This window comes from Pedobacter sp. ok626 (assembly GCF_900100435.1).
GTDB lineage: Bacteria > Bacteroidota > Bacteroidia > Sphingobacteriales > Sphingobacteriaceae > Pedobacter.
The window spans coordinates 302,221-325,395 of record NZ_FNEX01000004.1 but is presented as its reverse complement, the minus strand read 5'-3'; the positions used below and the strand labels follow the sequence as shown (position 1 = coordinate 325,395).

The 23,175-nt window shown below is 40.1% G+C and carries 16 protein-coding genes; 14 read left to right on the top strand and 2 right to left on the bottom strand.

Annotation, left to right across the window (positions count from 1 at the left end):
- Positions 1–40: 40 nt before the first annotated feature.
- Both BLS35_RS07815 and budA read right to left on the bottom strand, forming a co-directional pair.
- Positions 41–580, bottom strand: coding sequence for a helix-turn-helix domain-containing protein (locus BLS35_RS07815; protein WP_090779508.1), 540 nt, complete (start codon positions 578–580; stop codon positions 41–43).
- 120 nt (positions 581–700) lie between these two features.
- Positions 701–1,501: an acetolactate decarboxylase gene (gene budA, locus BLS35_RS07810; protein ID WP_090779506.1), complete on the bottom strand. Its 801-nt coding sequence runs from the start codon at positions 1,499–1,501 to the stop codon at positions 701–703.
- A gap of 223 nt (positions 1,502–1,724) precedes the next feature.
- Here budA and yiaK point away from each other — a divergent pair, with 223 nt between their 5' ends.
- The 14 genes from yiaK (at position 1,725) to BLS35_RS07740 (ending at position 23,172) form a co-directional block, all read left to right on the top strand.
- Positions 1,725–2,708: a 3-dehydro-L-gulonate 2-dehydrogenase gene (gene yiaK / locus BLS35_RS07805; RefSeq protein WP_090779504.1), complete on the top strand. Its 984-nt coding sequence runs from the start codon at positions 1,725–1,727 to the stop codon at positions 2,706–2,708.
- Between the two features lie 67 nt (positions 2,709–2,775).
- Positions 2,776–3,516, top strand: coding sequence for a FadR/GntR family transcriptional regulator (locus BLS35_RS07800; RefSeq protein ID WP_090779501.1), 741 nt, complete (start codon positions 2,776–2,778; stop codon positions 3,514–3,516).
- Between the two features lie 31 nt (positions 3,517–3,547).
- The gene (locus BLS35_RS07795; RefSeq protein WP_090779500.1) at positions 3,548–5,683 is read left to right on the top strand and encodes a heparinase II/III domain-containing protein; all 2,136 of its coding nucleotides are present in this window, start codon (positions 3,548–3,550) and stop codon (positions 5,681–5,683) included.
- Between the two features lie 6 nt (positions 5,684–5,689).
- The gene (locus BLS35_RS07790; protein ID WP_090779499.1) at positions 5,690–6,025 is read left to right on the top strand and encodes a cupin domain-containing protein; all 336 of its coding nucleotides are present in this window, start codon (positions 5,690–5,692) and stop codon (positions 6,023–6,025) included.
- 25 nt (positions 6,026–6,050) lie between these two features.
- Positions 6,051–6,932 (top strand): alpha/beta hydrolase, encoded by an 882-nt coding sequence (locus tag BLS35_RS07785; protein WP_090779498.1) that lies wholly within the window; start codon positions 6,051–6,053, stop codon positions 6,930–6,932.
- A gap of 13 nt (positions 6,933–6,945) precedes the next feature.
- On the top strand, positions 6,946–8,229 hold the full coding sequence (locus BLS35_RS07780) for an MFS transporter (RefSeq protein ID WP_090779497.1): 1,284 nt from the start codon (positions 6,946–6,948) through the stop codon (positions 8,227–8,229).
- A 13-nt stretch (positions 8,230–8,242) separates the two neighbouring features.
- Positions 8,243–8,995, top strand: a complete 753-nt coding sequence (locus BLS35_RS07775) for an SDR family NAD(P)-dependent oxidoreductase (protein ID WP_090779496.1) — start codon at positions 8,243–8,245, stop codon at positions 8,993–8,995.
- A gap of 155 nt (positions 8,996–9,150) precedes the next feature.
- Positions 9,151–12,198, top strand: a complete 3,048-nt coding sequence (locus tag BLS35_RS07770; RefSeq protein WP_090779495.1) for a SusC/RagA family TonB-linked outer membrane protein — start codon at positions 9,151–9,153, stop codon at positions 12,196–12,198.
- Positions 12,199–12,208: 10 nt separating this feature from the next.
- Positions 12,209–13,603 carry a RagB/SusD family nutrient uptake outer membrane protein gene (locus BLS35_RS07765; protein ID WP_165973202.1) on the top strand — a complete coding sequence of 465 codons (1,395 nt, stop codon included), beginning with the start codon at positions 12,209–12,211 and terminating at the stop codon, positions 13,601–13,603.
- A 42-nt stretch (positions 13,604–13,645) separates the two neighbouring features.
- Complete coding sequence (locus tag BLS35_RS07760) at positions 13,646–16,849, top strand: SusC/RagA family TonB-linked outer membrane protein (protein ID WP_090779492.1); 3,204 nt, start codon at positions 13,646–13,648, stop codon at positions 16,847–16,849.
- A 3-nt stretch (positions 16,850–16,852) separates the two neighbouring features.
- Positions 16,853–18,454 carry a RagB/SusD family nutrient uptake outer membrane protein gene (locus BLS35_RS07755; RefSeq protein ID WP_254778735.1) on the top strand — a complete coding sequence of 534 codons (1,602 nt, stop codon included), beginning with the start codon at positions 16,853–16,855 and terminating at the stop codon, positions 18,452–18,454.
- A 24-nt stretch (positions 18,455–18,478) separates the two neighbouring features.
- A complete protein-coding gene (locus BLS35_RS07750; protein ID WP_090779490.1) occupies positions 18,479–20,062 on the top strand; it encodes a hypothetical protein in 1,584 nt (527 codons plus the stop codon).
- Positions 20,063–20,073: 11 nt separating this feature from the next.
- Positions 20,074–22,395 carry a chondroitinase-B domain-containing protein gene (locus BLS35_RS07745; protein WP_090779488.1) on the top strand — a complete coding sequence of 774 codons (2,322 nt, stop codon included), beginning with the start codon at positions 20,074–20,076 and terminating at the stop codon, positions 22,393–22,395.
- A 6-nt stretch (positions 22,396–22,401) separates the two neighbouring features.
- On the top strand, positions 22,402–23,172 hold the full coding sequence (locus BLS35_RS07740; RefSeq protein WP_090779486.1) for a polysaccharide lyase family 7 protein: 771 nt from the start codon (positions 22,402–22,404) through the stop codon (positions 23,170–23,172).
- Positions 23,173–23,175: the final 3 nt, after the last annotated feature.

Sequence of the window (23,175 nt, the reverse complement as noted above, 5' to 3'; positions counted from 1 at the left end):
ATTCATTAGCCGCCAATTTGGCGACAATTGCCCGACAAGGCTATATCAGGCTAAATTTTATATCAATACATAAGGTCTTGTTCTTAACTATTTCTGCAGCATTCCGAAGGATAATAAAAGCGTTGACGAGCAGCCATACAACAGGTACCAGCTTCATATAATTTCCTCTTATGCCAAACAGGTCATTTAATATCATAATGACTAAAATTAATATGCCGGCTATAAGTGACCATACAATTTGAATATTAACAATCTTTTTGGTAATTGGGCTGAACTGCTTTTTGACAAACATAATGAGCAGCGGGACGACAATATTTAATGGTGGAAATATGATAAATGGTAAAGCCGAAAAATTGATCAGCTTCAGCCATTTCATTTGCTCGGCGGTTATTGTTTCCTGTCTTCCGATCAATTCGCCTTCAGGGACATTTAATGCTTTTGCCAATGCCTTTAGTGTATAGCCTTGGGGCTGGGTACCCGCTTCTATACGCTGAATAGTGCGCACAGAAATACCCGATCTTTCATACAGCTCTTCCTGTGTTAAATTTTGTTGTTGTCTGATGGCCAGTAATCGTGACATATAGTTTTGCTTTGTTCCAGTAAAAAGTTGGCATCTGCTCCAGTGCTGCAACCTCAATCTGACCTTTCGAGCAATTGCCAATCTTCTTATTTTCAATCAATTGTTTAATATGCAAAAAAATCAATTAGATTTCCCGTTCTCAACCTGTCGAACTTCCTCACGCCGATCTTTTTTAAAATCAAAACTATTGAATTCTTTGGTTTGAGGAATCTCCACTGTAAAGCTATCCAACTCATCAATTTCAATAGTAACATTTCCTGTCAGGAGATCGATAATATGACCACCTCCTTTTTTATCATCTGATAAGAAGTGAAAATGATACCCGATAATATTGGATCCTTCCATGTATGCTGGAATACGATATCCAACTAAATCTCCACTAATATTGCTAAAGTTAAAAAACTGTTGCAAAGATAATAGATGTGCTAAAGGCGCGTATGGCTTACTCGTAACCGGCGGAAAGGCTCTGGTTTTTATACTATTAAATACGCCTTTGATGCGAATGGCATAAATACCATTTTGGTTAGGCATTACACTATCCAAATAAGCATAAAACTGCATTTTATCCATAGGAAGAGAAGCCTTTAGAACCTTGTCTGCACGAAAAAAATTAACCATCGAAAATGGTGTACTACCAGTATCAGGTATCTCGAAAGTTTTACCATTGGATTGTGTCTGATATATTTTCCCATGGAGAAGGAGTAACTCTCCATCTAGCTTATCAGGAGCACCCAAGCCAAAATCACCATGTTTCATTAATTTGTTGTAGGGAGCAAATGCATCATACAATCCCCCGATAAAAGCGCTAGCGTGACCGGCTGTATATAACGTATTATTTTTACGAGCAGATTTTAGCTGAGCATTTGCAGTCCAACTACTCAGGCAAATAAAACCCACCAGACAGTAATATATCTTATTCATTATTTAAACATATTTCCTTAAATATAAAATAAATAACTATTAATTTCTTAAAATGGGATTTTATCTCACCAGGTCTTATTACACATGATGATGATCTGTGGTCAATATTATTACGGAAAAGCCTAAAACCAAAAAAGCTCGTAGTTAGGAGGACATCTGCAGGCCTTTTCTTATTTACCAGTTATTCACACTTTAACTATATTTGAGCATAAACCTCATCATTATGCGTGTATCATTTGAAGAACTACAGGAAGAATTTAAAAGAGTACTCTTGAAACTGTCATTTCCAAATGAAACCGCCGACACTTGCGCTACAATATTTGCATCAAACAGTAGAGATGGCATATACTCGCATGGCTTAAACAGGTTTCCCGTATTTGTAAGACACATACAAGAAGGAGTTGTAAAGCCCAATGCAGTACCTACACTATTAGATAAAAATGGCGCTATCGAACGTTGGGATGGAAACTTTGCGCCTGGCATGGCCAATGCTACACATAGCATGAACCGCGCTATTGAACTCGCAAAAGAAAATGGCATCGGTTGTGTTGCCATCAAAAACACCACCCATTGGATGCGCGGGGGCACTTACGGTTGGCAAGCTGCAGATGCTGGCTGTATTGGCATTTGTTTTACCAATGCCACAGCAAACATGCCTGCCTGGGGAGGCAACAAGCCGGTCTTAGGCAATAATCCCCTTGTTATCGCCGTCCCTCGTGCCGAAGGACATGTAGTCCTTGATATGGCGATGTCTCAATTCTCCTACGGAAAAATGCAGGAGTATGAATTGAAAAAAGAGACACTTCCCTTTCCAGGTGGCTACGATGAGCACGATAATTTAAGTACCGACCCTGCTGCGATCCGGAAAACAAAACTGGCCCTACCTATTGGTTTCTGGAAAGGCTCTGGCCTTTCGCTAATGCTTGATATCCTTGCTGTAGCCCTTAGCGGCGGACAGTCTACCGCAAAAATAACTCAGGGTGAATACGAAACCGGGATCTCTCAGTGTTTCATTTGTATTCATCAACCTGATATGCACACTGCACTAATCGAAGAAATACTAGCCTTCACTAAAAGTAGCGCTCCAACATCATCCCCAAAAACGGTATGCTATCCCGGAGAGCGCACTTTACAAACCCGCCATGAAAATGAGAAAAATGGAATACCGGTTAATGAAGAAATCTGGCAACAGTTAAAAAGTATGTAAAAATTTGGATTGCATATTTTATTCTCTATATTTGGTTAACCAATAATTGGTAGACCAAATATATCGTATGAAATCATTTATAGAAACCATCAGGTCAATTGAAGTAGAATCCCCTGTTGATAAAATCATAGGACAACTTAAACAACTTATTACCTCCGGACAATTACAACCTGGAGACCGCTTACCTGCGGAAAGAATACTGGCTGAAAAATTTGGTGTAGGCCGTAGTTACGTTCGTGAAGCAATTCTAAAACTTGAATTTTACGGTTTACTCAGAACCAATCCACAGAGTGGAACTTATGTTGCTGGATTAAGTATCAAAGTTTTAGACAATATCATTACTGATATCATCAAATTTAATAAGGAAGATTTTAACGCGCTTTTAGAAGCTAGATACTATTTAGAACTGGATGCAGTAAAATTAGCAGCAGAAAGAAGAACAGCGCAAGACCTGGTCAACCTTAAGGAAGCGATGATTGATTACGAAAACAAGATCAACAGCAATCAGGATGCAATTGAAGAGGATATGCTTTTTCATATCGCCATTGCAAGAGCTACTAAAAACTCTGTAATAGAGTCTATGATTCTTATTCTGATCCCTGATCTGATCAAGAACATCGTAGAAAGCAAAATCTGTGGGGATAATCGTGGTAAACTGGCCATAGCCGAGCATAGAAATATATTAATGGCAATAGAAAACCAGGATATAGATGCTGCAGAAAATGCAGTTGCTGCTCACCTTAACGACATGTTTCAAATTAGCAAAGCCGGATTTTCCGCACAAAACATTATTAATGATAAAAACTAGGCACTAATAAATCCATTTCTTTAAAATGCGTATGAACTACTTAAAAAAGTTGGTAATGGCTATGCTTTGCCTGATGTGTACCCTGCCTGCAATAGCACAGGAACACCCCAGCATTATGCTTACCAAAAAAAATATTGAAGCAGTAAGAAAGGGAACAACGACTTATCCTTTGCTTAAAAAATCATATCAGAAAATAAAAGCTGATGCTGATAAAGCTATAGCAGAACCTATTAGTGTACCTACGCCTAAGGATGCAGGTGGTGGTGCAACGCATGAGCAGCATAAGAAAAACTATACCAATATGCTGAACTGCGGTATTGCTTATCAAATTTCGGGTGATAAAAAATATGCTACTTACGTTGAAAGTATGTTATTAAAATACGCTGCTGATTATAGCAAATGGCCATTACATCCGAAAAGAAAAGAGAATCATCAGGCCGGAAAAATATTCTGGCAGAGCCTAAATGATTTTGTATGGCAGGTTTATACTATACAAGGGTATGATATGGTTTACGATGCCATATCCCAAAAAAACAGAGCAACAATAAATGCTGGTCTATTTGAGCCTATGCTTAAATTCTTTACGATTGATTGCAAAGAAACTTTTGACAAAATCCATAACCATGGTACCTGGGATATTGCAGCCGTAGGCATGACTGGTTATGTACTTAACAAACCAGAGTATGTAGAAATGGCAATCAAAGGATCAGCAAAGGATGGCAAAACAGGCTACCTTGCCCAAATAGATCAATTGTTTTCTCCTGACGGATATTATACTGAAGGGCCTTATTACCAAAGATATGCCTTGCTCCCATTTATCATTTTTGCAAAGGCAATCAATAATTACCAGCCAGAGTTAAAAATCTTCCAATACCGCAATCAATTATTAGCCAATGCTATAAACACCTCTTTACAGCTCACTTATACTGATGGTACATTTTTCCCTATCAACGATGCCATAAAAGGTAAAACATACGAAACCGCCGAACTGGTTTATGGGGTGGATATTGCTTATGCGGATATCAAACCAATGGCCGATCTTTTGGACGTTGCCGGGAGACAGAATGAAGTCATCATTTCTGATGCTGGACTTAAGGTCGCTGCCGATCTATTTGCTGGCAAAGCCAAGCCTTTTGCTTACCAATCGCAACTGATAAAAGATGGTGCTTCAGGTAAAGAAGGTGGACTAGGGATCTTAAGATATGGCAATAATGACGATCAGCAAACCTTACTGATAAAAGCCGCCTCTCAAGGTATGGGACATGGGCATTTCGATCGGTTAAACTTATTATATTATGATAATGGTGTCGAAGTATTTCCTGATTACGGATCTGCTAGATTTATAAATATAGAATCGAAAAAAGGCGGAGATTACTTGCCAGAAAACAAGTCATGGGCAAAACAAACCGTTGCGCACAATACACTTGTTGTTGATCAGACTTCCAATTACAAAGGCAACCCTGATGTTGCTCAAAAAACCTACCCTGAGGTATTGTACTTCAAAAACGATAAAAACCTACAGGTAATCAGTGCTGCCGAACGCGATGCTTATCCCGGTGTACAAATGATCAGAACATCTGCCTTGCTTAAAGTTGCAGAATTAAGTAAACCACTGGTGATTGATGTTTTCCAGACCTTATCTGATAAACCACACCAATACGACCTCCCTTTTTGGTATAAAGGTTATGTTGTGGATGCTTCTGTGAAGATAAATGCTTTTACAGATCAGTTAAAGCCCCTAGGTGAGAAATATGGCTACCAACACATCTGGTTAAATGCTGATCAACCAGTTATAGATAAAACCGGATACCTGAGCATATTAAACAACAAACGTTTTTATACTGTCCATTTTGCTACCGACAACACTGTTAACTTAAAAATGCTGTCGCTAGGTGCGAATGATCCTGAAATGAATCTGGTAGAGGGTAAAGCTTTTATGCTTTCGTCTCCAAAATCTAGTAACCAAACGTTTTTTAACGTAATAGAAACTCATGGTAACAGCAATCCGGTTAGCGAAACAACCACCGGAGCAAGCAGCAAGGTTAGTGATTTAAAAATCCTAGGCAGCAACAAAGATCAGGTTACCGTCTCATTTAAGGTAAAAAACAAAGTTTACACCTATCAGATCAATTACAATAACAAAGAAAATTTTATAAAACTTAATTAATACGTCATGTTACAGAACAATTTATTTCAAATAGATGCAGAAACTCCCTGGCAAGATTTAGGAAATGGGATCAAGAGACAGATATATGGTTATGACGACAAAATTATGCTGGTAAAAGCAAAATTTGAAGCAGAAGCCGTGGGCGTATTACACGAACATCACCATTCACAGGTTACTTATGTAGACAGTGGCGTATTTGAAATGACCATTGGCGAGGAGAAAAAGCTCCTCAAAAAAGGTGATGGTTTCTACGCTCCACCTCATGTATGGCATGGCTGTGTATGCATTGAGCCCGGAATCCTTATTGATGTGTTTTCTCCACACCGCGAAGACTTCCTTTAAACCTAACCTCAAAATATAAACTAAGATGAAGAAGATAATTATGCTTTGTGGCCTACTCTTTACCTCTTGCGCTCTTAGCGCTCAGGATACTGTAGCCGTAAAAAAAGTAGCCTATCCAGCTGGCTTTACTGAGCAATTAAACGTGGTTTACACGAAAGTTAACGATTGGGAAGGCAAACTCGACCTATACCTCCCTCCTGTAAAGAATGGCCCTACTCCCATTGTGATTAATATCCATGGTGGTGGCTGGAATAAAGGAAACAAGGAATCGCAGTCAGGATTTAGCGGTTTCTTTAAAAGAGGTTATGCCGCAGCCAATATCGGTTATCGTCTTACTGGCGTGGCAACTGCCCCGGCAGCGGTTGAGGATACCCGTTGCGCTTTGATCTACCTGATCAACAATGCTAAAAAGCTGAATATTGATGTCAACAAAATTGTGATTATGGGCGGTTCTGCTGGTGGGCACCTTGCCTTAATGGGTGGACTGCTGGAAAACAACCACATTTTCGACACCAATTGCAAGACAACGGAAAAAATTAAAGTTGCAGCCATTATAGACAAATATGGCATTACAGATGTATGGGACTGGGGTTATGGACCCAACAAAACCAGCAAATCGGCCACTAGCTGGTTGGGTGCTAAAGCAAAAGATAAAGACTTCGCCATGTCGGTATCTCCATTATACCAGGTAAAGAAAACTAGTCCACCAGTATTTATTGTACATGGTGATGCAGACCCAATAGTACCTTATCAGCAGTCTGAAGCGCTTAAAGCAAAGTTGGATGAGCTAGGTGTAAAAAACGAATTTATTACCGTTAAAGGTGGTCTACATGGAAAATTCACACCGGAAGACAACAGCATGGTCAACGCAAAGATTATGGAATTTTTAAAGGGACTGGGACTATAACTGTAGGATAGAGATGAAAGTAAAAGGATTAAGATGGTACATTATTGCGCTGATTGCTTTTGCAACGGTGATCAACTATATTGACCGTAGTGCCATCAACATCATGTGGCCTTATATTTATAAGGAGTTTGGAATTGCTGATGTTGACAATAAAAGTGCGCTTGCGCTAATTACCACCTTCTTTATGATTGCCTATGCCCTTGGGCAAACTTTTACAGGCAAACTGATGGATGCAGTAGGCACAAGACTGGGTATGACTATTTCTATCATTGGATGGAGTGTTTCAATTGCGCTGCATTCTTTTGCCCGCTCATTAATGTCGTTCAATATCTTCAGATTTATGCTCGGCTTTTCTGAAGCAGGAAATTGGCCTGGTGCTACAAAAAGCAATGCGGAATGGTTTCCGGCAAAAGAGCGAGCTATTGCACAGGGTATTTTCGGCGCTGGTGCATCCTTAGGTTCAGTAGTTTCGGCCCCGATAATTGCGTTATTGTATATCGCATTTGGCTGGAAGATGACTTTCGTACTCATAGCAGCATTGGGATTGATCTGGGTTATTCCATGGCTCATCATTAACAAAGCGGCACCCGAAAAACATCCATGGCTAACAGAAAAAGAACGTAACTATATTCTGGATACTGATCCTGACGCCAACGCCTCCGTTGAGGTGGTACCGGTACTGACCTGGAGGGAACTCTTAAAATTCAGAAATACCTGGGGTATCATCATGAGCAGGTTCTTTATTGATCCGGTATGGTGGTTATTTGTAACCTGGTTACCTACCTTTTTAAAAGAGCAGTTTCTGTTCGACATTAAACAAATCGGTGCCTTTACCTGGTTGCCTTACCTTTTTGCAGCCATAGGCAGCTTAGCCGGTGGCTATCATTCTTCGTGGCAAATAAAACAAGGTACTAATGCTGTGAAAGCAAGAAAAAACTCAATTGCAATAGGCATTGGAGTTATGCTAGTCTCCCTCGTTGCGATCGTTTATTACCTGGATACGTTGAAAGACACACCTACCCTCGCCATGCTATTAATTGGCACTACATTATTTGGCTTTCAATTCCTTATCGGAAATATCCAAACTTTGCCAAGCGATTATTTTAATGGCAAAAACGTCGGTACAGTGGCCGGAATGGGTGGTACTGCAGCTGTAGCAGGAACATTATTAACTACATGGGCCGTACCAATCATTACACAAACAAGCTACGTTTCCTTTTTTGTACTGGCAGCCGTACTGGTTCCCATTTCATGGATCTGTATAAAATATATGACATCTAAAAAAATAACAAATTAATAAATCAAAGAATATGCGTTTAAAAAATAAAGTCGCAATTGTAACTGGTGGATCCAGAGATATCGGTAGAGCTGTTTCCTGTCAACTTGCACAGGAAGGTGCAAAAGTAGTAATCAACTATCACAGCAATTTAGCCAATGCGGAAGAAACCTTAAAACAAATCACTGATAATGGAGGCGAAGCCATCATTGTTAAGGGAGATGTAACTAAATCTGCTGAAGTAGCTGAGCTAATTGATAAAGCTAAGGCAGCATTTGGTGATGAAATTCACATCCTGGTTAATGTTGCCGGTGGTATGGTGGCCAGAAAACCAACCTTAGAACTAGACGAAGATTTTTGGGATGCAGTGATGGATCTGAACTTAAAAAGCGTGTATCTAGTGAGCAAAGCTACTATACCTTATATGAAATCAGGTGCTTCAATTGTAAACCTTTCTTCTCTTGCAGGAAGAGATGGCGGTGGTCCTGGTGCAAGTGCTTATGCGACAGCAAAGGGCGGTATCATGACTTATACCAGAGCATTAGCTAAAGAACTTGGACCTAAAAACATCCGTGTAAATGCGGTTTTGCCGGGAATGATTGCCACTACTTTTCACGATACCTTTAGTAAACCTGAGGTACGAGTTAATGTAGCCAATGCAACATTACTGAAAAGAGAAGGACAAGCTTCAGAGGTCGCAGACCTGGTTGTTTACCTGGCTACCGATCAATCGAGCTACGTTACCGGTACCAATATCGATATCAATGGTGGTTTAAACTTTTCATAACAAAATACAATAGGGTGTTTAAATACTGCGACTAAATTTAAACACCCTTTAAACACATTACCTGGCAGTAATTGAGGGAAGCTGTCCCTGTCAACGTAAAATGGGGATTTTACAAAGCAGGAATTATCTATAACCAAATATAAAACCAATAAGATATGAATTCGAAAGTTTACTTACGAGGTATACTCCTCATTGTATTTTCCTGTTTTCTGTTTTTGAAACCGGCCTTCTCTCAAACTAAAGTAACTATACAGGGTATTGTAAAAGACGAACAGGGTGGAATATTACCAGGTGCATCGGTAACAGTTCAGGATACCAAACAAGGCACTGTAACCAATGAAAAAGGAGAGTTCTCCTTAACCATGGATGCCGGAAAAAACCTGATGATCAATTACCTGGGCTTCCAGCCAAAAACTTACCCTGTTACAAAAAGCGAAACAATAACCATAAATTTAATCGCGCAGGACAACACGATGAATACGGTCGTGGTAATTGGATACGGTACGCAAAAGAAGTCTTCTGTTACCGGATCAGTGGCAAAACTAACCAATGACAATCTGAACCAGATCCCTGTTTCAAGAGCAGACCAGGCACTTGCAGGTAAACTCGCAGGTGTGCAGATTCAAACTACTGATGCGACAGCCGGTGCAGCACCTGTTATAAAAATCAGGGGTGCAGCTTCAATTACCGCAGGTACCAACCCACTTATCGTGATAGACGGTTACCCTGTACCTACAGATCTTTCGGCTGTAGACATGAACAACGTGGAGAGTATTGAAGTGTTAAAAGACGCCGCATCTGCCGCCATATATGGTTCAAGAGGAGCGAATGGTGTAATTCTCATTACTTCCAAATCAGGTAAAACTGGAAAAACAGTAGTAGGCCTAAATACCTCAGCCGGATTTAAAGATGTATATAGAAGGCTCGACTTCCCTACCCTTTCGCAATGGGCAGATCATGTGAAATCTGTCAACAATGGAAACTTAAGTCCCGAAATCATCGCCGCTCAACAATATGATGTACCACTTGATCCACAAGATATTGTTTTCAGACAGGGATCCTTCCAAAACGCACAAGTGAACGTTAGCGGGGGAAGCAATACTGTAAAATATTACGTTTCAGGTGAAGCGCTTTTTGATAAGGGAGTAATCGCAACAAATAACTATAAAAGATATGGCGGCCAGGCCAATATTGACATTACACCAAATAAGAAATGGAAAATTGGTATCAGCCTTACACCATCCTATACCGCACAACAGGTACCCAATTATAAAATACATGACTTGCTAAGAAGTTTTGCTACCTGGTTACCATTATATGCCACCGAAAGCATCTCGCAGGCTACAGGTCTACCTGTAGGCAATATGGTTCACCAAAGGGCATTTGATCCAGCCGCTAATACCAGGTATAAAGGCATTAACCTATCGGCTACCGCAAATAACAATGGTTACGCTAATTTATACGGAATTGACAATAAAACATTTACGGTTAAAACGCTGGCCAATGCAAATGTACAATACAACTTTTCAGAAGCATTATCTTTAAAAGTATCAGGCGGAGCTTTTATCAGCAACACACGAAATGAATTCTTTCAGAAATCATGGGCCACACGAGATCCTTTTTTACAGGGTGCGGCAGTAGCACAGGCCTCTACCAGAGGTACATTGGCTAATAGTCAGACCATCGACTTATTAAACGAAAATATTTTAAGCTATAACAAGAGCTTTAATAAACATGACCTGAGTGTAATCGCCGGTTTCACCGCACAGTCTACACAATTGACCAGTAGTAATTCAGCAGCCACAAACTTTGCTACAGATAACATCCCGACACTCAACGCCGGAACATTGAGCTCATTGAGTTCAACAGAAGAAAGAAGCGCATTGGCATCGGTACTTTTTAGAGCCAATTACGCATACGACAATAAATACCTGGTATCTATTGGCTCCCGATGGGATGGCAGCTCCAGATTCGGCGTAGATAACCGCTGGGGCTATTTCCCTTCCGCATCAGTAGGCTGGCGTGTAAACAATGAAAGCTTTTATCCTGAAAACGCATTCGTCAACGACTTGAAAATAAGAGCAAGTTATGGTGCTACCGGTAACAACAACATTGGCAACTACAGAGCATATGCCAATGTAAACACTGTAGGAGCCGTATTAGGCGATGCAACGAGCTTAGGCTTTAACTCCAGCTTCTATGACAATCCTGATCTCGGTTGGGAACGTAGTTTCAGTTTCAATACCGGTGTAGACATGGCATTTCTTAAAAACAGGCTCACACTTACAGTGGATGCCTATAGATCTACTACCAAAGATCTCCTCTTCTTCCTGCCCATTAATACCATAACCGGAAACAATGGCGTATGGACAAATGTAGGTGAAGTACAGAACCAGGGATTTGAAATTGAACTTGGTGCTAAAATCATTGACAAAGAAAACCTCAAATGGAGCTTAAGTGCTAACGGTGCAACCAATAAAAATACGGTAAAAGCACTGGGCAACAGCGACTTTATCATTGGCATTGGTGATCCGAAAAGATTAAACTACTTCCTGGCGAAAGTCGGACAGCCGCTTGTCCAGTTTTACGGTTATGAATACGATAGTGACATCGAAGTGGGCGGAAATTTTTGGCCAACAAATGTGCATTCAGATAGGGTGATTGCCAGAGACATCAACAACGATGGCGTCGTAAATGAGCAGGATCGTGTAGTACTAGGCCAGCCGACCCCTAAGTTTACCTGGGGACTAACCAGTAACCTCAAATACAAGGATTTTGATTTAAGCTTTGTATTACAAGGTTCAGAGGGAGCAAGTGTATTCAATGCCGACCCCAACTACTATGAAACACAGTTTTCCGCTACCGGCACCTCGGCATACCTTAGCCTTCCTGCAAATATCCAGGCTAAGACCAAATACAAAACAGAAAGCAGATATTCCATTGAAGATGCTTCATTTATCGCCCTGCGTAGTCTCAATGTAGGCTATACCTTAAACGCGAAATGGTTAAGTGCCATTAAAGCCAGCAACCTGCGTATATATGCATCCGCGGCAAATCTGTGGTACAAATTCGCTAAAGGTTACTCCAGTTATAACCCGGAAGGTGTAAACGAATACACTGACGATCCATTAAAAAATGGCTATCAAAGAGGATCAGCCCCGGTTACGAGAAACATCACTTTTGGTATCAATGCTAACTTTTAAACTTACTGCAATGAAACAGAAAATATTAACAGCAATTGTAATTGTATTGAGCTTTGCCAGCTGTAAAAAGTTTTTAGATGAAAAACCTATTTCAAATTTAATAGAACAAAGCTATTACCGAAACACTGAAGAAGTGGAAACTGGGGTAATTGCCTGTTATGACGGCCTGCAAAAAGTATATGACATAGAGTTCAAACTTACGGAGATCAGAGCAGATAATACATCGGGAGTTTCGCTTGAAGGCGATTGGGGTGCTATAAAGTTTTTCAGAGATGCTCCTTCAAACTTTTTCCTCGCAGATTACTGGCAGCGTGCCTTTAACACCATAGCCCGTTGCAACCTGGTATTAAAATATCTGGACAATGTAACCGATCCTGTGAAGAAAAAATATTTTGAAGGTGAAGTAAAATTTATCCGTTCCCTAATGTATTTCAACCTGGTTAGATTATATGGCGACGTACCTTTACTAACTGCGTCGATAAAATTTGATGATTTTGAGAAATTCAAACGCATCAGCAAAACAGAAGTTTACAACCAACTAAAAACCGACCTTTTAACTTCGGTTGAATTCTGTCCACCTTCATGGCCAACAGCACAGGTCGCGAGAGTAACAAAAGGAGCTTCACAAGCCTTACTGGCTAAAGTATACCTTACTTTAAAAGATTACCCTAATGTAATCACGCAGCTTACACCTCTCATTGGCACAAACTTTAAGGGTACAACCTATCAGCTCAATCCTAGTTATGCGGCAATATTTAGTACAGCATCTGAAATGAGCAAAGAAATACTCTTCGCCGTCCGTTATAAAGCGAGCGCAAATGGAGAAGGAAATTCATTCTCTTATGAGTACACCAATAATGGTGATGCCAGAAATGTAAAAGCATCGGCAGCCTACCAGGCCCTTTTTGAGACTTCCGACATCAGAAAAGCCACAACATTCAATGCGGCAAATGGATTATGCACCAAATTTCTAGACGCCACAGCTCCGCAAAGAGATGCAGGTAATGATTTCCCTGTACTACGGTTCGCTGATGTTTTGTTAATGTATGCAGAGGCTTCAAACGAACTGGCTCCGACACCTAACAGTGATGTGCTAAGCCCTTTAAATGAAGTAAGACTGAGAGCTGTTGCCAGTGTGTACAACAATACCGGATTAAATACAAAAGAACTGGCCAGAACCGCCATTTTCAAAGAACGAAAGCTTGAATTCGGCTTTGAAAATGAAAGATGGTACGACCTCGTAAGAATGGACCAAAATACAACCATTGCGATCCTTAATGCCTATCTGGCCGCTACAGGCAATCCTGGTATAACGGTTCCTGCATTCAGGCTCATCTATCCGATTCCTCAAACAGAAATTGATTTGAGTAAACAAAACCTGACACAAAACCCATTTTACAATTAAAATGCAATCGTCTTCTAAAACCAAATATAAAACCAAAAAGATATGAATTCGAAAGTTTACTTACGAGGCATGTTCCTCATTGTATTTTCCTGTTTTCTGTTTTTGACACCTGGGTTTTCACAAACCAAGGTAAAAATACAGGGTGTGGTGAAATCTGCTGCCGGAGAAACTTTGCCGGGCGCATCTGTTACCATCAAAGATTCAAAGCAAGGAACGGTGACCAATAACCAAGGTGAATTTACCATAACTGCCGAATCTGGCAAACTACTACTGATAAACTATTTAGGCTACGAATCACAAGCCTATTCAGTAAAAGGAGCAGCTAAGGTAACCATTACCTTACAAGAGGTAAAAAACAACATGAACGAAGTAGTGGTGATCGGTTATGGTACCCAGAAAAAATCTTCTGTAACCGGCGCTGTAAGTAAACTGAAAAATGAAAACCTCGATGAGATTCCTACATCAAGATTAGACAATGCCTTAATCGGAAAAATAGCAGGTGTTACGATTCAAAATGTAAGTTCTGAAGTGGGCGCAGATCCAATTGTAAGAGTTCGCGGGTTTAGCTCTATTAGCGCTAGCTCTCAACCTTTAGTGGTAGTAGATGGCTATCCGGTACCCGATGGTTTATCCTTTGTAAATCCTCAGGATGTAGAATCAATAGAGGTACTAAAAGATGCTGCATCAGCAGCGATATATGGTTCGAGAGCCGCAAACGGGGTGATCCTGATCACCACAAAAAGTGGCGTTTCCAATAAACCAAGGTATTCAGTTAAATCGTATTACGGCTTTAAAAAAGCTTATGCGCTTAACCCTATTATGAGTGTTACCGATTACACTAAAATGCTATTTGCCGAAGCTGCCTTAAGGCAAAATGATCCAACCGTACCTGCCAACGGCAAAAACCTAATTACGGGACCGGAACGTGCGGCCTACATCATCGAAGACCAAATCAGTGGTGTGCCTACCGATTGGCAACAAGAAGCCATGCAGGATGCATCGATTGCTAATATCCAATTGGGCATTTCGGGAGGTAGTAAAGATTTAAAATACTATATCTCTGCGAGTGGCCAGAAAGACCAGGCCATCTTAAAATATAGTGACAACGAACGCTTAAATGTAAAGGCAAAGATAGATGGGACATTAAGCAAAAAAGTTAGTTTCAGCTTTAACTTTAACCCTTCTTATATTAAAACACAAAGACCGGCAGTAAATTTTACCGACTATTTCAGATTCGGATCTTTCCTTCCGGTATACCATAATGACTTTACCGCAGCCTATGTGCATCAAAATTCGCAATGGGCAGATATTCTTCCCGGAGATTTTGTTCAGGCGCGTCATTTTAATGGCTTGCAGTACACAGGTACCATGCCAGATGGAACCTTGTGGAGTAGCGGAGGCCCGGTAGATCCTTTTGCAACCAGTAACAACACCCCACTTTCTATTGCAGCCAGAGAAACCAACAATCAACAAACTTATAGAATACTGGGCGGTGGAGATGTCAGCATTAAGTTTCTTCCCAATTTAATCTTTAAAAGTTCTGTGGGCGGCTATTATACGCAGCAAGAGAACAATACTTTCACCAAATCAAATGCAAGAAAAGACGGTGACGTAAATGCAGCCGTTGTCTACACAAAAAATTATCTAGACCTCCTATTTGAAAATACCTTAAATTACAACTTAACCAGAGGCAATCACAATTTTACAGGCTTGCTGGGTTTTACCACACAGCAAACCATGATCAAAGAATCTAATATCGTTGGCAGAAACTTCCCTACCGATGAATTTGAGACCCTTAATCAGGCTGCGCAAATAGATCAGGCATTAACCAAAACGCTGAAAGATCGCGTAGGTCTAATCTCTTACCTTGGTCGTTTCACTTACGATTACAAGAATAAATACCTCTTGGCGGTGAGTTACCGTACAGATGGAAGCTCTTATTTTTATAAAGGCAAAAAATATGGCTCATTCCCTGCTGTATCTGCAGGTTGGGGAATTGCAAAAGAAGACTTCATGAAAGATGTGACCTGGGTAAGCAATATGAAATTGAGGGCCAGTTATGGGGCTACGGGTAATAACAAAATCCCAAGTTTTTCTTTCCAAAACCTACTCTACCCAGGCAATTACTCTTTTGGAAACGGAAATGGCGATGTGAACCTTGGACTATCACCGAACTCGGATGTGCTAGCTAATCCCAACATCACCTGGGAACGGACTTATGAGTTCAATGCAGGATTGGATCTAGGCTTTATGGCTGACCGATTCGGTTTAACTTTAGAGTATTACAACTCAAAAACAGACAAGTTACTATACAAAAGATCTACCCAATCTTTTAGTGGATCATTTGAATATATCAACAACTCGGGTAAGATAAAAAACCAAGGGGTAGAAATAGAATTGACCTCTAACAACATCAAAAACGGGAAGTTTCAGTGGACTACAAATTTAAACTTCTCGGCCAACAGAAATAAGTTACTGGAGCTGGGCGGAGAACCTTTTCAATATAACTATGGTGAACGTTCTGAAATCTATGCCGCAATAGTCGGTCAGCCAGCTATACAGTTCTTCGGTTATAAAACCGATGGGGTTTGGACTTCACAGGCACAAATTGATGAGGCAAAAGCCAACGGACAGACTTCTACACTTGCCAAATATTTCGCACCTGGCGGATTAAAGTTTGTTGACGTGAATGGTGATAATAAAATCGATGTTGACGACCGTACGCCAATAGGCACTCCATTTCCGGACTTTACCTGGGGAATCAACAACTCCTTTAAATACAAAGGTTTTGACCTGAATATTTTGATACAAGGCGTTCAAGGAGTACAAGTGATCAATGGTGATGCGAATTACAATGAATCCAGAAGGTACAATGAGAATTTCAATAAAAACAGGTGGATCAGTGCTGCCAATCCTGGTGATGGTAAAACACCATACTATACCAATGGAGAGAACTGGATGTTAACTGATTATGTAATTGAAGATGGCTCTTATGCTGCACTTAGAAACGTCATCCTTGGTTATACACTTCCTTCTAAATTCACTAAAAAGGTTGGTGTAAAAGGTATAAGGGTTTACACCTCTGCTGATAACGTGGTTTATTTAATGGGCAGTTCGTACCGTGGGATTAACCCGGAGGCCAGAGCTACCTCATCTCAATACTCCTCACCTCTTATTGATGGATATCAGCGTGGCGCCTTTCCTATTGCCCGTACTTACACATTTGGTATAGATGTTAATTTTTAAATCATGACTCACTTAAAAATAGATAAGATGAAAAGCTTTAAGTACCTAACTGCAGGATTATTGCTTGCGATAAGCACTACTGCTTGCAACAAGATCATCGATATCGATCCCATTTCCAATATTGGGGTTGATGCCTCTTATAGAAATTATGAAGAAACCAAAGTTGCACTTACAGGTAGCTATAGCGGTCTGCAAAAACCTTTGGAATTTGAATGGATGCTTACGGATCTGCGAACTGATAATTCCAAACAGGGAGTAGCCAATAGTTCGGCAACCATTAACTTTGAATTTAACGACCTGGACATGTTTACCTTAAACTCGGCACATGATAAGGTTTATCAATATTGGCTGACAACCTACAAAAACCTCAGGTCGATCAACTATGTGTTGAAAAGTCTGGGTGTTAGCTATGCTGGTGGACAAACGGCTGTTGGCGAAGGAACTGCAAAAATGACCCAGCAGCAAAAGAATCAACTGGCTGGTGAAGCTTTGTTTTTACGCGCCTATCATTATTTTAACCTGGTAAGGTTATATGGCGATGTATTTTTAGTTACAGAACCCGTTGATCCTGAACAGTCCAAAAAAATCAACAGAACACCGATCTCGGAATGTTATCAACTCATCACTGCCGACCTCTTGGCGGCCAAAGACTTATTGTCTCCAGCACCATATTCGGCTGCAACCAATACCGAGGCAGGACATGCGACTTCCTGGGCGGCAAAAGCTTTATTGGCCAAAGTTTACTTAACTACTAACCGTGCGTCAAACGCCCTGCCCCTACTTAATGATGTAATCAACAATAGCGGTCATGGCATGTTACCTTCCTTTTCGGATGTCTTCTCTATCAACAACGAAATGAACAAAGAAATTCTCTTTACCGTAAGATTTAAGGCTGGCGGTTTTGGTTTGGGTAATTTAATGGGCAATAACTTTGCACCGACATCAAGCGGAAGCGCTGTAATAAATGGTGATGGAAGCGGATACAACTATCCTACCAACGATTTGGACCTAACCTATAAAACACCGGCAACAGGTGCTGCTGATGGAAGAAAAGCCGTAACCATGGCAAAATATAACTCCAAGCTATATGTTAAAAAATTCATATCACCAGTACTCGTTAAATTTGATGGAGAAAATGATTTCCCGATACTCCGTTTCTCTGACGTATTGTTGATGAAAGCAGAAGCTTTAGGTTTTGGAACTGAAAGCGTAAACCTAATTAACCAGGTAAGGACAAGAGCAGGTGCAGCAGACTATGTTACTGGCGATTTTAACGCTGGTTTCTATAAATATCCAACGGATGGAAGCGCTAACGCCATTGCTACGCCAGCCCAGTTTTTAACTGCATTATTAAACGAAAGAAGATTGGAATTTGCATTCGAAAACCAACGCTTCTTTGATTTGGTAAGAACAGGACAAGCTATTACTGTTATCAAAAACCATTTTGCTTTAGAATTTGACGCGCATTATAAAGCTTACAGACCTGCATTTACATTAGCAGACCTGCAAAGCCATTTAACAACTGAAAAATTGTTGTTACCTATTCCACAGCGTGAGCTCGATGCAAATGATCAGATAAAAATTATTCAAAACCCAGGTTACTAATTGCTCATTATAAATTTTAAAGAGATGACAAAATTTTTAAAAACAGGGTTGTTTATGCTGGCTTTTGTAGCCACAATAGCCTCCTGCAAAAAAGAAAAACTTTCAGATACCGGAGAAGGTTCAATTAAAGCCGAAACTTATACTTTTAACAAGGCCACAAAAAGTTTTGATCTGGGAAATGAGGTGAAAACTGAAATTGTTGCCACCAGTGGCATCAAATTAATTTATTCGTACCTCATAAGAAATAATGCTACAGATTCTCTGATTTATATCACTACTGATATAAAAAATAACCCGGAAAATTATACACTTACCATACCGCTTGCTTCCTTTCCGGCAAACAATATGAGCCAGGTAAAAGGTGTGAAAATAATGGTAAAACAAGGTAACAACAGTACTCTTGAAGGATTTATTCCTATTAAATTCTTCGATCCTGACCTACCTCAGTTTAACAGTTTCCCTACTCAAATTAATGTAGATCTTAATGGAGCAACTGCAATAGCAGGTAACCTGACCTCGGACTATGGGATCAAACAGGTTGATATATTCGATGATTTCCAAACCGAGAACACCTATGTACTGGCACACAGCATTAACACGATAAACGGTGCTAAACAATATGCTTTGAACTATGCATATACCTACCGTAAAGCAGCCCAACACATTAAAATACGGGTTACAGACATCTACAACCAGACCAATGAATTAATTATCAATATGCCTGTGGATGCTGCTGTTTTTAAACCAAAATTCATTGGTTTTCCAGCTAATATTACACCAATTACTACAGGAACTACACCGCTAACCGGCAATGTTACTTCTGTAACTGGTCTCAAGAAAATAGATATTTACGACGACCGAAATGGAGTCTATGAACTGGTTTCCACTTTAAGCAACCTGAATGGAGTTAAGACATATAATGTAAGTACTACTTACTTATATAAAAAACGAGCGTCAAACCTTAAACTCATTGCAGTTGACGCAGAAGATCTTCAAACTGAGCTGATCATTCCTTTAAATGTTAATTATGGCAGTGTGGTTTACAGAGACGTATTCATGACTGCACAAACATTGGGGACCAACACTGTTTTCCTTGAAAATGGAACTACGGCAGGCAACTGCAATCTGATAGCAAATGAAGCAAATATTCAGTTTGTATTTTTTGCTCCTAGCGCAGGTCCAACCTTATATAACCCATTTAGCGGTACAACAGGAACCTTCCCCGCAAATATGAAATGTAATGGAACGGGATGGACGATTGCGGATCCAGCTGCATTAAAAGATACCAAATTCAGGGTCTTGATCAATGGAGCAAGTACCGGACAAACTGACGTTTATAATCTGGTAGCCGCAAATGAAATAGACGATTTAAGTGATGCATTCTTCACTTCCAGAACATTATCGGCTCCATCAAGCAGTGGACCTAGATATGAAGCATCAGCAGCACCTTCGGCATCTTTGTTTAATCTGACCACAGCAAAAATCATTTATCTGCGGATTACAAACCGTACTACCACTGCCTATAAAAATGCCATTATGGTCATAAAAGAACTGAATTCAAGTGCTGGTAACTCGACCATGAAATTCGATATCTATATCCAGAAATAATTTATGACCATATGCTAAAGACCATATTATTTGTATCCTTATTACTCAGTAGCTTTTTTTCGATGGCCGAAACCGTCATTGTAGAAAATCCAGCAGCATTGAAAGCTAGTATAAGCAAAGCCAAACCAGGTACCATCCTTCTGTTGAAGGATGGTACCTGGAACAATGCCGCAATACAGTTACAAGGAAAGGGCACTGCTAAATCGCCCATTACCATTATGCCACAAACACCCGGTGGTGTTACCTTTAGCGGTCAATCCTACATCCAGATTGGCGGCGAATACCTGATCATCAAGGACTTTCATTTTAAAAATGGTTATAGCCCTAAAAGAGAAGTCATTTCCTTTCGCATCAATAACGATGTGCTAGCCAATAATTGTCGGGTTAGTAACATTGTAATTGAAAACTATAGTCAGCCGGAACGCTTTAAAGCCGATACCTGGATTACATTATACGGAAAAAACAACCGCATTGATCATTCTACATTTGTAAACAAGCTAAATTCAGGGCCACTGATCATTGCAGAATTAGATGATGAACGAAGCCAACAAAATAATCACAGCATAGACAGCAACTATTTCAAAGGCCGTCAGCGTTTCGGATCTAATGGTGGTGAAACCATTCGCATCGGAGTTTCCAGATATTCATTAACGGCCTCACGTACACAGATTATTCACAATTATTTCGAACGCTGTAACGGAGAAGTAGAGATTGTATCTATCAAATCAGGGGAAAATAATGTCAGCTACAACACCTTTTACGAATGCGAGGGTAGCCTTGTTTTAAGACATGGATCAGGCAACATAGTTGAAGGTAACTTTTTCATAGGCAACAACAAGCCCTTTACCGGGGGTGTAAGGGTAATTAATCCTCGTCAGCGTGTATTTAACAATGTTTTTTATCAACTGCAGGGCAGCAATTTCAGAGCCCCACTCGCTTTAGTGAATGGCGTGCCCAATTCACTCATCAACAGGTATTACCAGGTAAAGGATGCGGTTATAGAAAAAAACACTTTTATCAATAGTTCCGAGATTTTATTTGGGGCAGGTAAGGATGCCGAACGTACCCTTGGCCCAGAAAATGTTTCTTTCAAAAACAACCTTATCCTTACCAAAAAAAATGAAGTGTATACCGATGCCAATAACGATAAGGGTATTCTATTTGCTGATAACGGATTGGATGATGCTTTTAAAGGTGCGGTGCCTACGGGGTTTAAAAAAGTAAAGGTAAAAGAAATCCAGGTAAAAGGATATGCCCTACCCTATGATCCTCAATATGGAGCTGATGTAAAAAAGCTTCCCTTAATTAAAAAAGAGGCGACAGGAGCTTCATGGTATAAACCAATGGTAGAATCTCCTGCGAGACCAGCAAAAAGCTTTAAAGCGAAATCAGCACAAAGTGCAACTATAGCTAACCTTATTAAAGAGGCATTAGCTGGTGACACCATCATTTTAACAGATACAGGCCCGTACAAAATGACTGCAGAGCTTGTTGTTGACAAACCGCTAATCATCATGGCGGCCAAAAATTTAAATAGCAGACCCGTATTTGTGAATGCGTCCTTTAAATCACTACCCGCTTTTATCAGTATTGAAAACGGCGGCGACTTAATCGTTAAGGGCCTTGCTTTTAAAGGTACCTACGAGAGTTTTTCTGCAGCTGACGCCGGTATACGTTCTACTGACAAACCTATGAACAGACCTTATCTGTTGACCATAGATGATTGTGAGTTTTATGATTATAACGAAAGTACAAACAGTGGTTTTAAAGCTTCAAAAAGCACACTGGCTGACAGTCTGGTTGTGATCAATTCTATTTTCCATCACATGTCTGGGAATGGAATAGACCTTTCCTCAGAGAAAGACGATAAGGGAATGTACAATTCAGAATACACGGTGATCAGGAATTGTACTTTTACAAATTTATTGGGCAGTGCCATCAACATCTATCGCGGTGGAAATGACGAAAGTACTTTAGGGCCTTTTGTCAATATTGACCATTGCACTTTTAATGAAGTAGAAAACCGCGAACAGGGAACTGTAGTAAGACTAATCGGAGCACAACAGGCTGTGATCACCAACAGTAATTTTTCTTATAGCGGACAAGGTGGAAGATCAGTTCAATTCCAGGAATACCGTTGGGATAACATAGTTGTGGATGATTGTAACTTTTACGAATCTGGAAAGATTGAGTCATTTTACAACAAGGCTACGGGAAGTCATATTTACCATATTAAACCAAAATACACTGATCCCGAAAAACTTAATTTTCAATGGATAGATGACGCTCCTGCCGCAAACGACAAGTTGCCAATAGGCGTTATAAAACAATAGTATCAGATGAAAAATTTAACAAAAACCTTACTATCATTAGCCCTTTCAACAGGGCTAATGATAGTGCTTAGCTCAGCTATTTCGGCTCAGCAAAGCACAAAACTTCCTTCACAAATATTGGATCTAACCAACTGGAAATTAAATGTACCTGAAGGTATTAAAACTCCAGGTGGATCAGATGAATACAGACAACCTGAATTGCAGACTTATAGTAACGAGAATTGGTTTTTTGCCAACAAAGCAGGTAATGCAGTTGTATTCCGCGCAATAACAGGTGGAACAACAACTAAAGGGTCAGGCTATCCCCGCTCTGAGCTTAGAGAAATGATTGATAATGGAAAAAAGAATGCTTCATGGTCATCATCAACAGGTACGCATACCCTTTTTATTGATCAAAGTATCATTCACTTACCTGTTAAAAAACCACATATTGTTGTAGGCCAAATCCATGACGCCGATGATGATGTCATTGTTTTTAGGCTGGAAAAGAATAAACTTTTTATAAAAATGGATAATGATATAGGTCCCATATTGGATGAAAATTACCAATTGGGCACCCGTTTTACAGTGATGTTTAAAGTCGTCAACGACCAAACCGAATGCTATTACAACAACAAACTAATGTTTACTTATCCGAAGGCTTTTACAGGGGCTTATTTTAAAGCCGGAGCTTATGTACAGTCATCCTGCCAAGGGAAAAGAAAAGTTGAAGGAGAAGCTTGTGATGCTTATGGAGCGGTTGAAATCTATAAGGTTTGGACAAAGCATGAGCTTTAAATC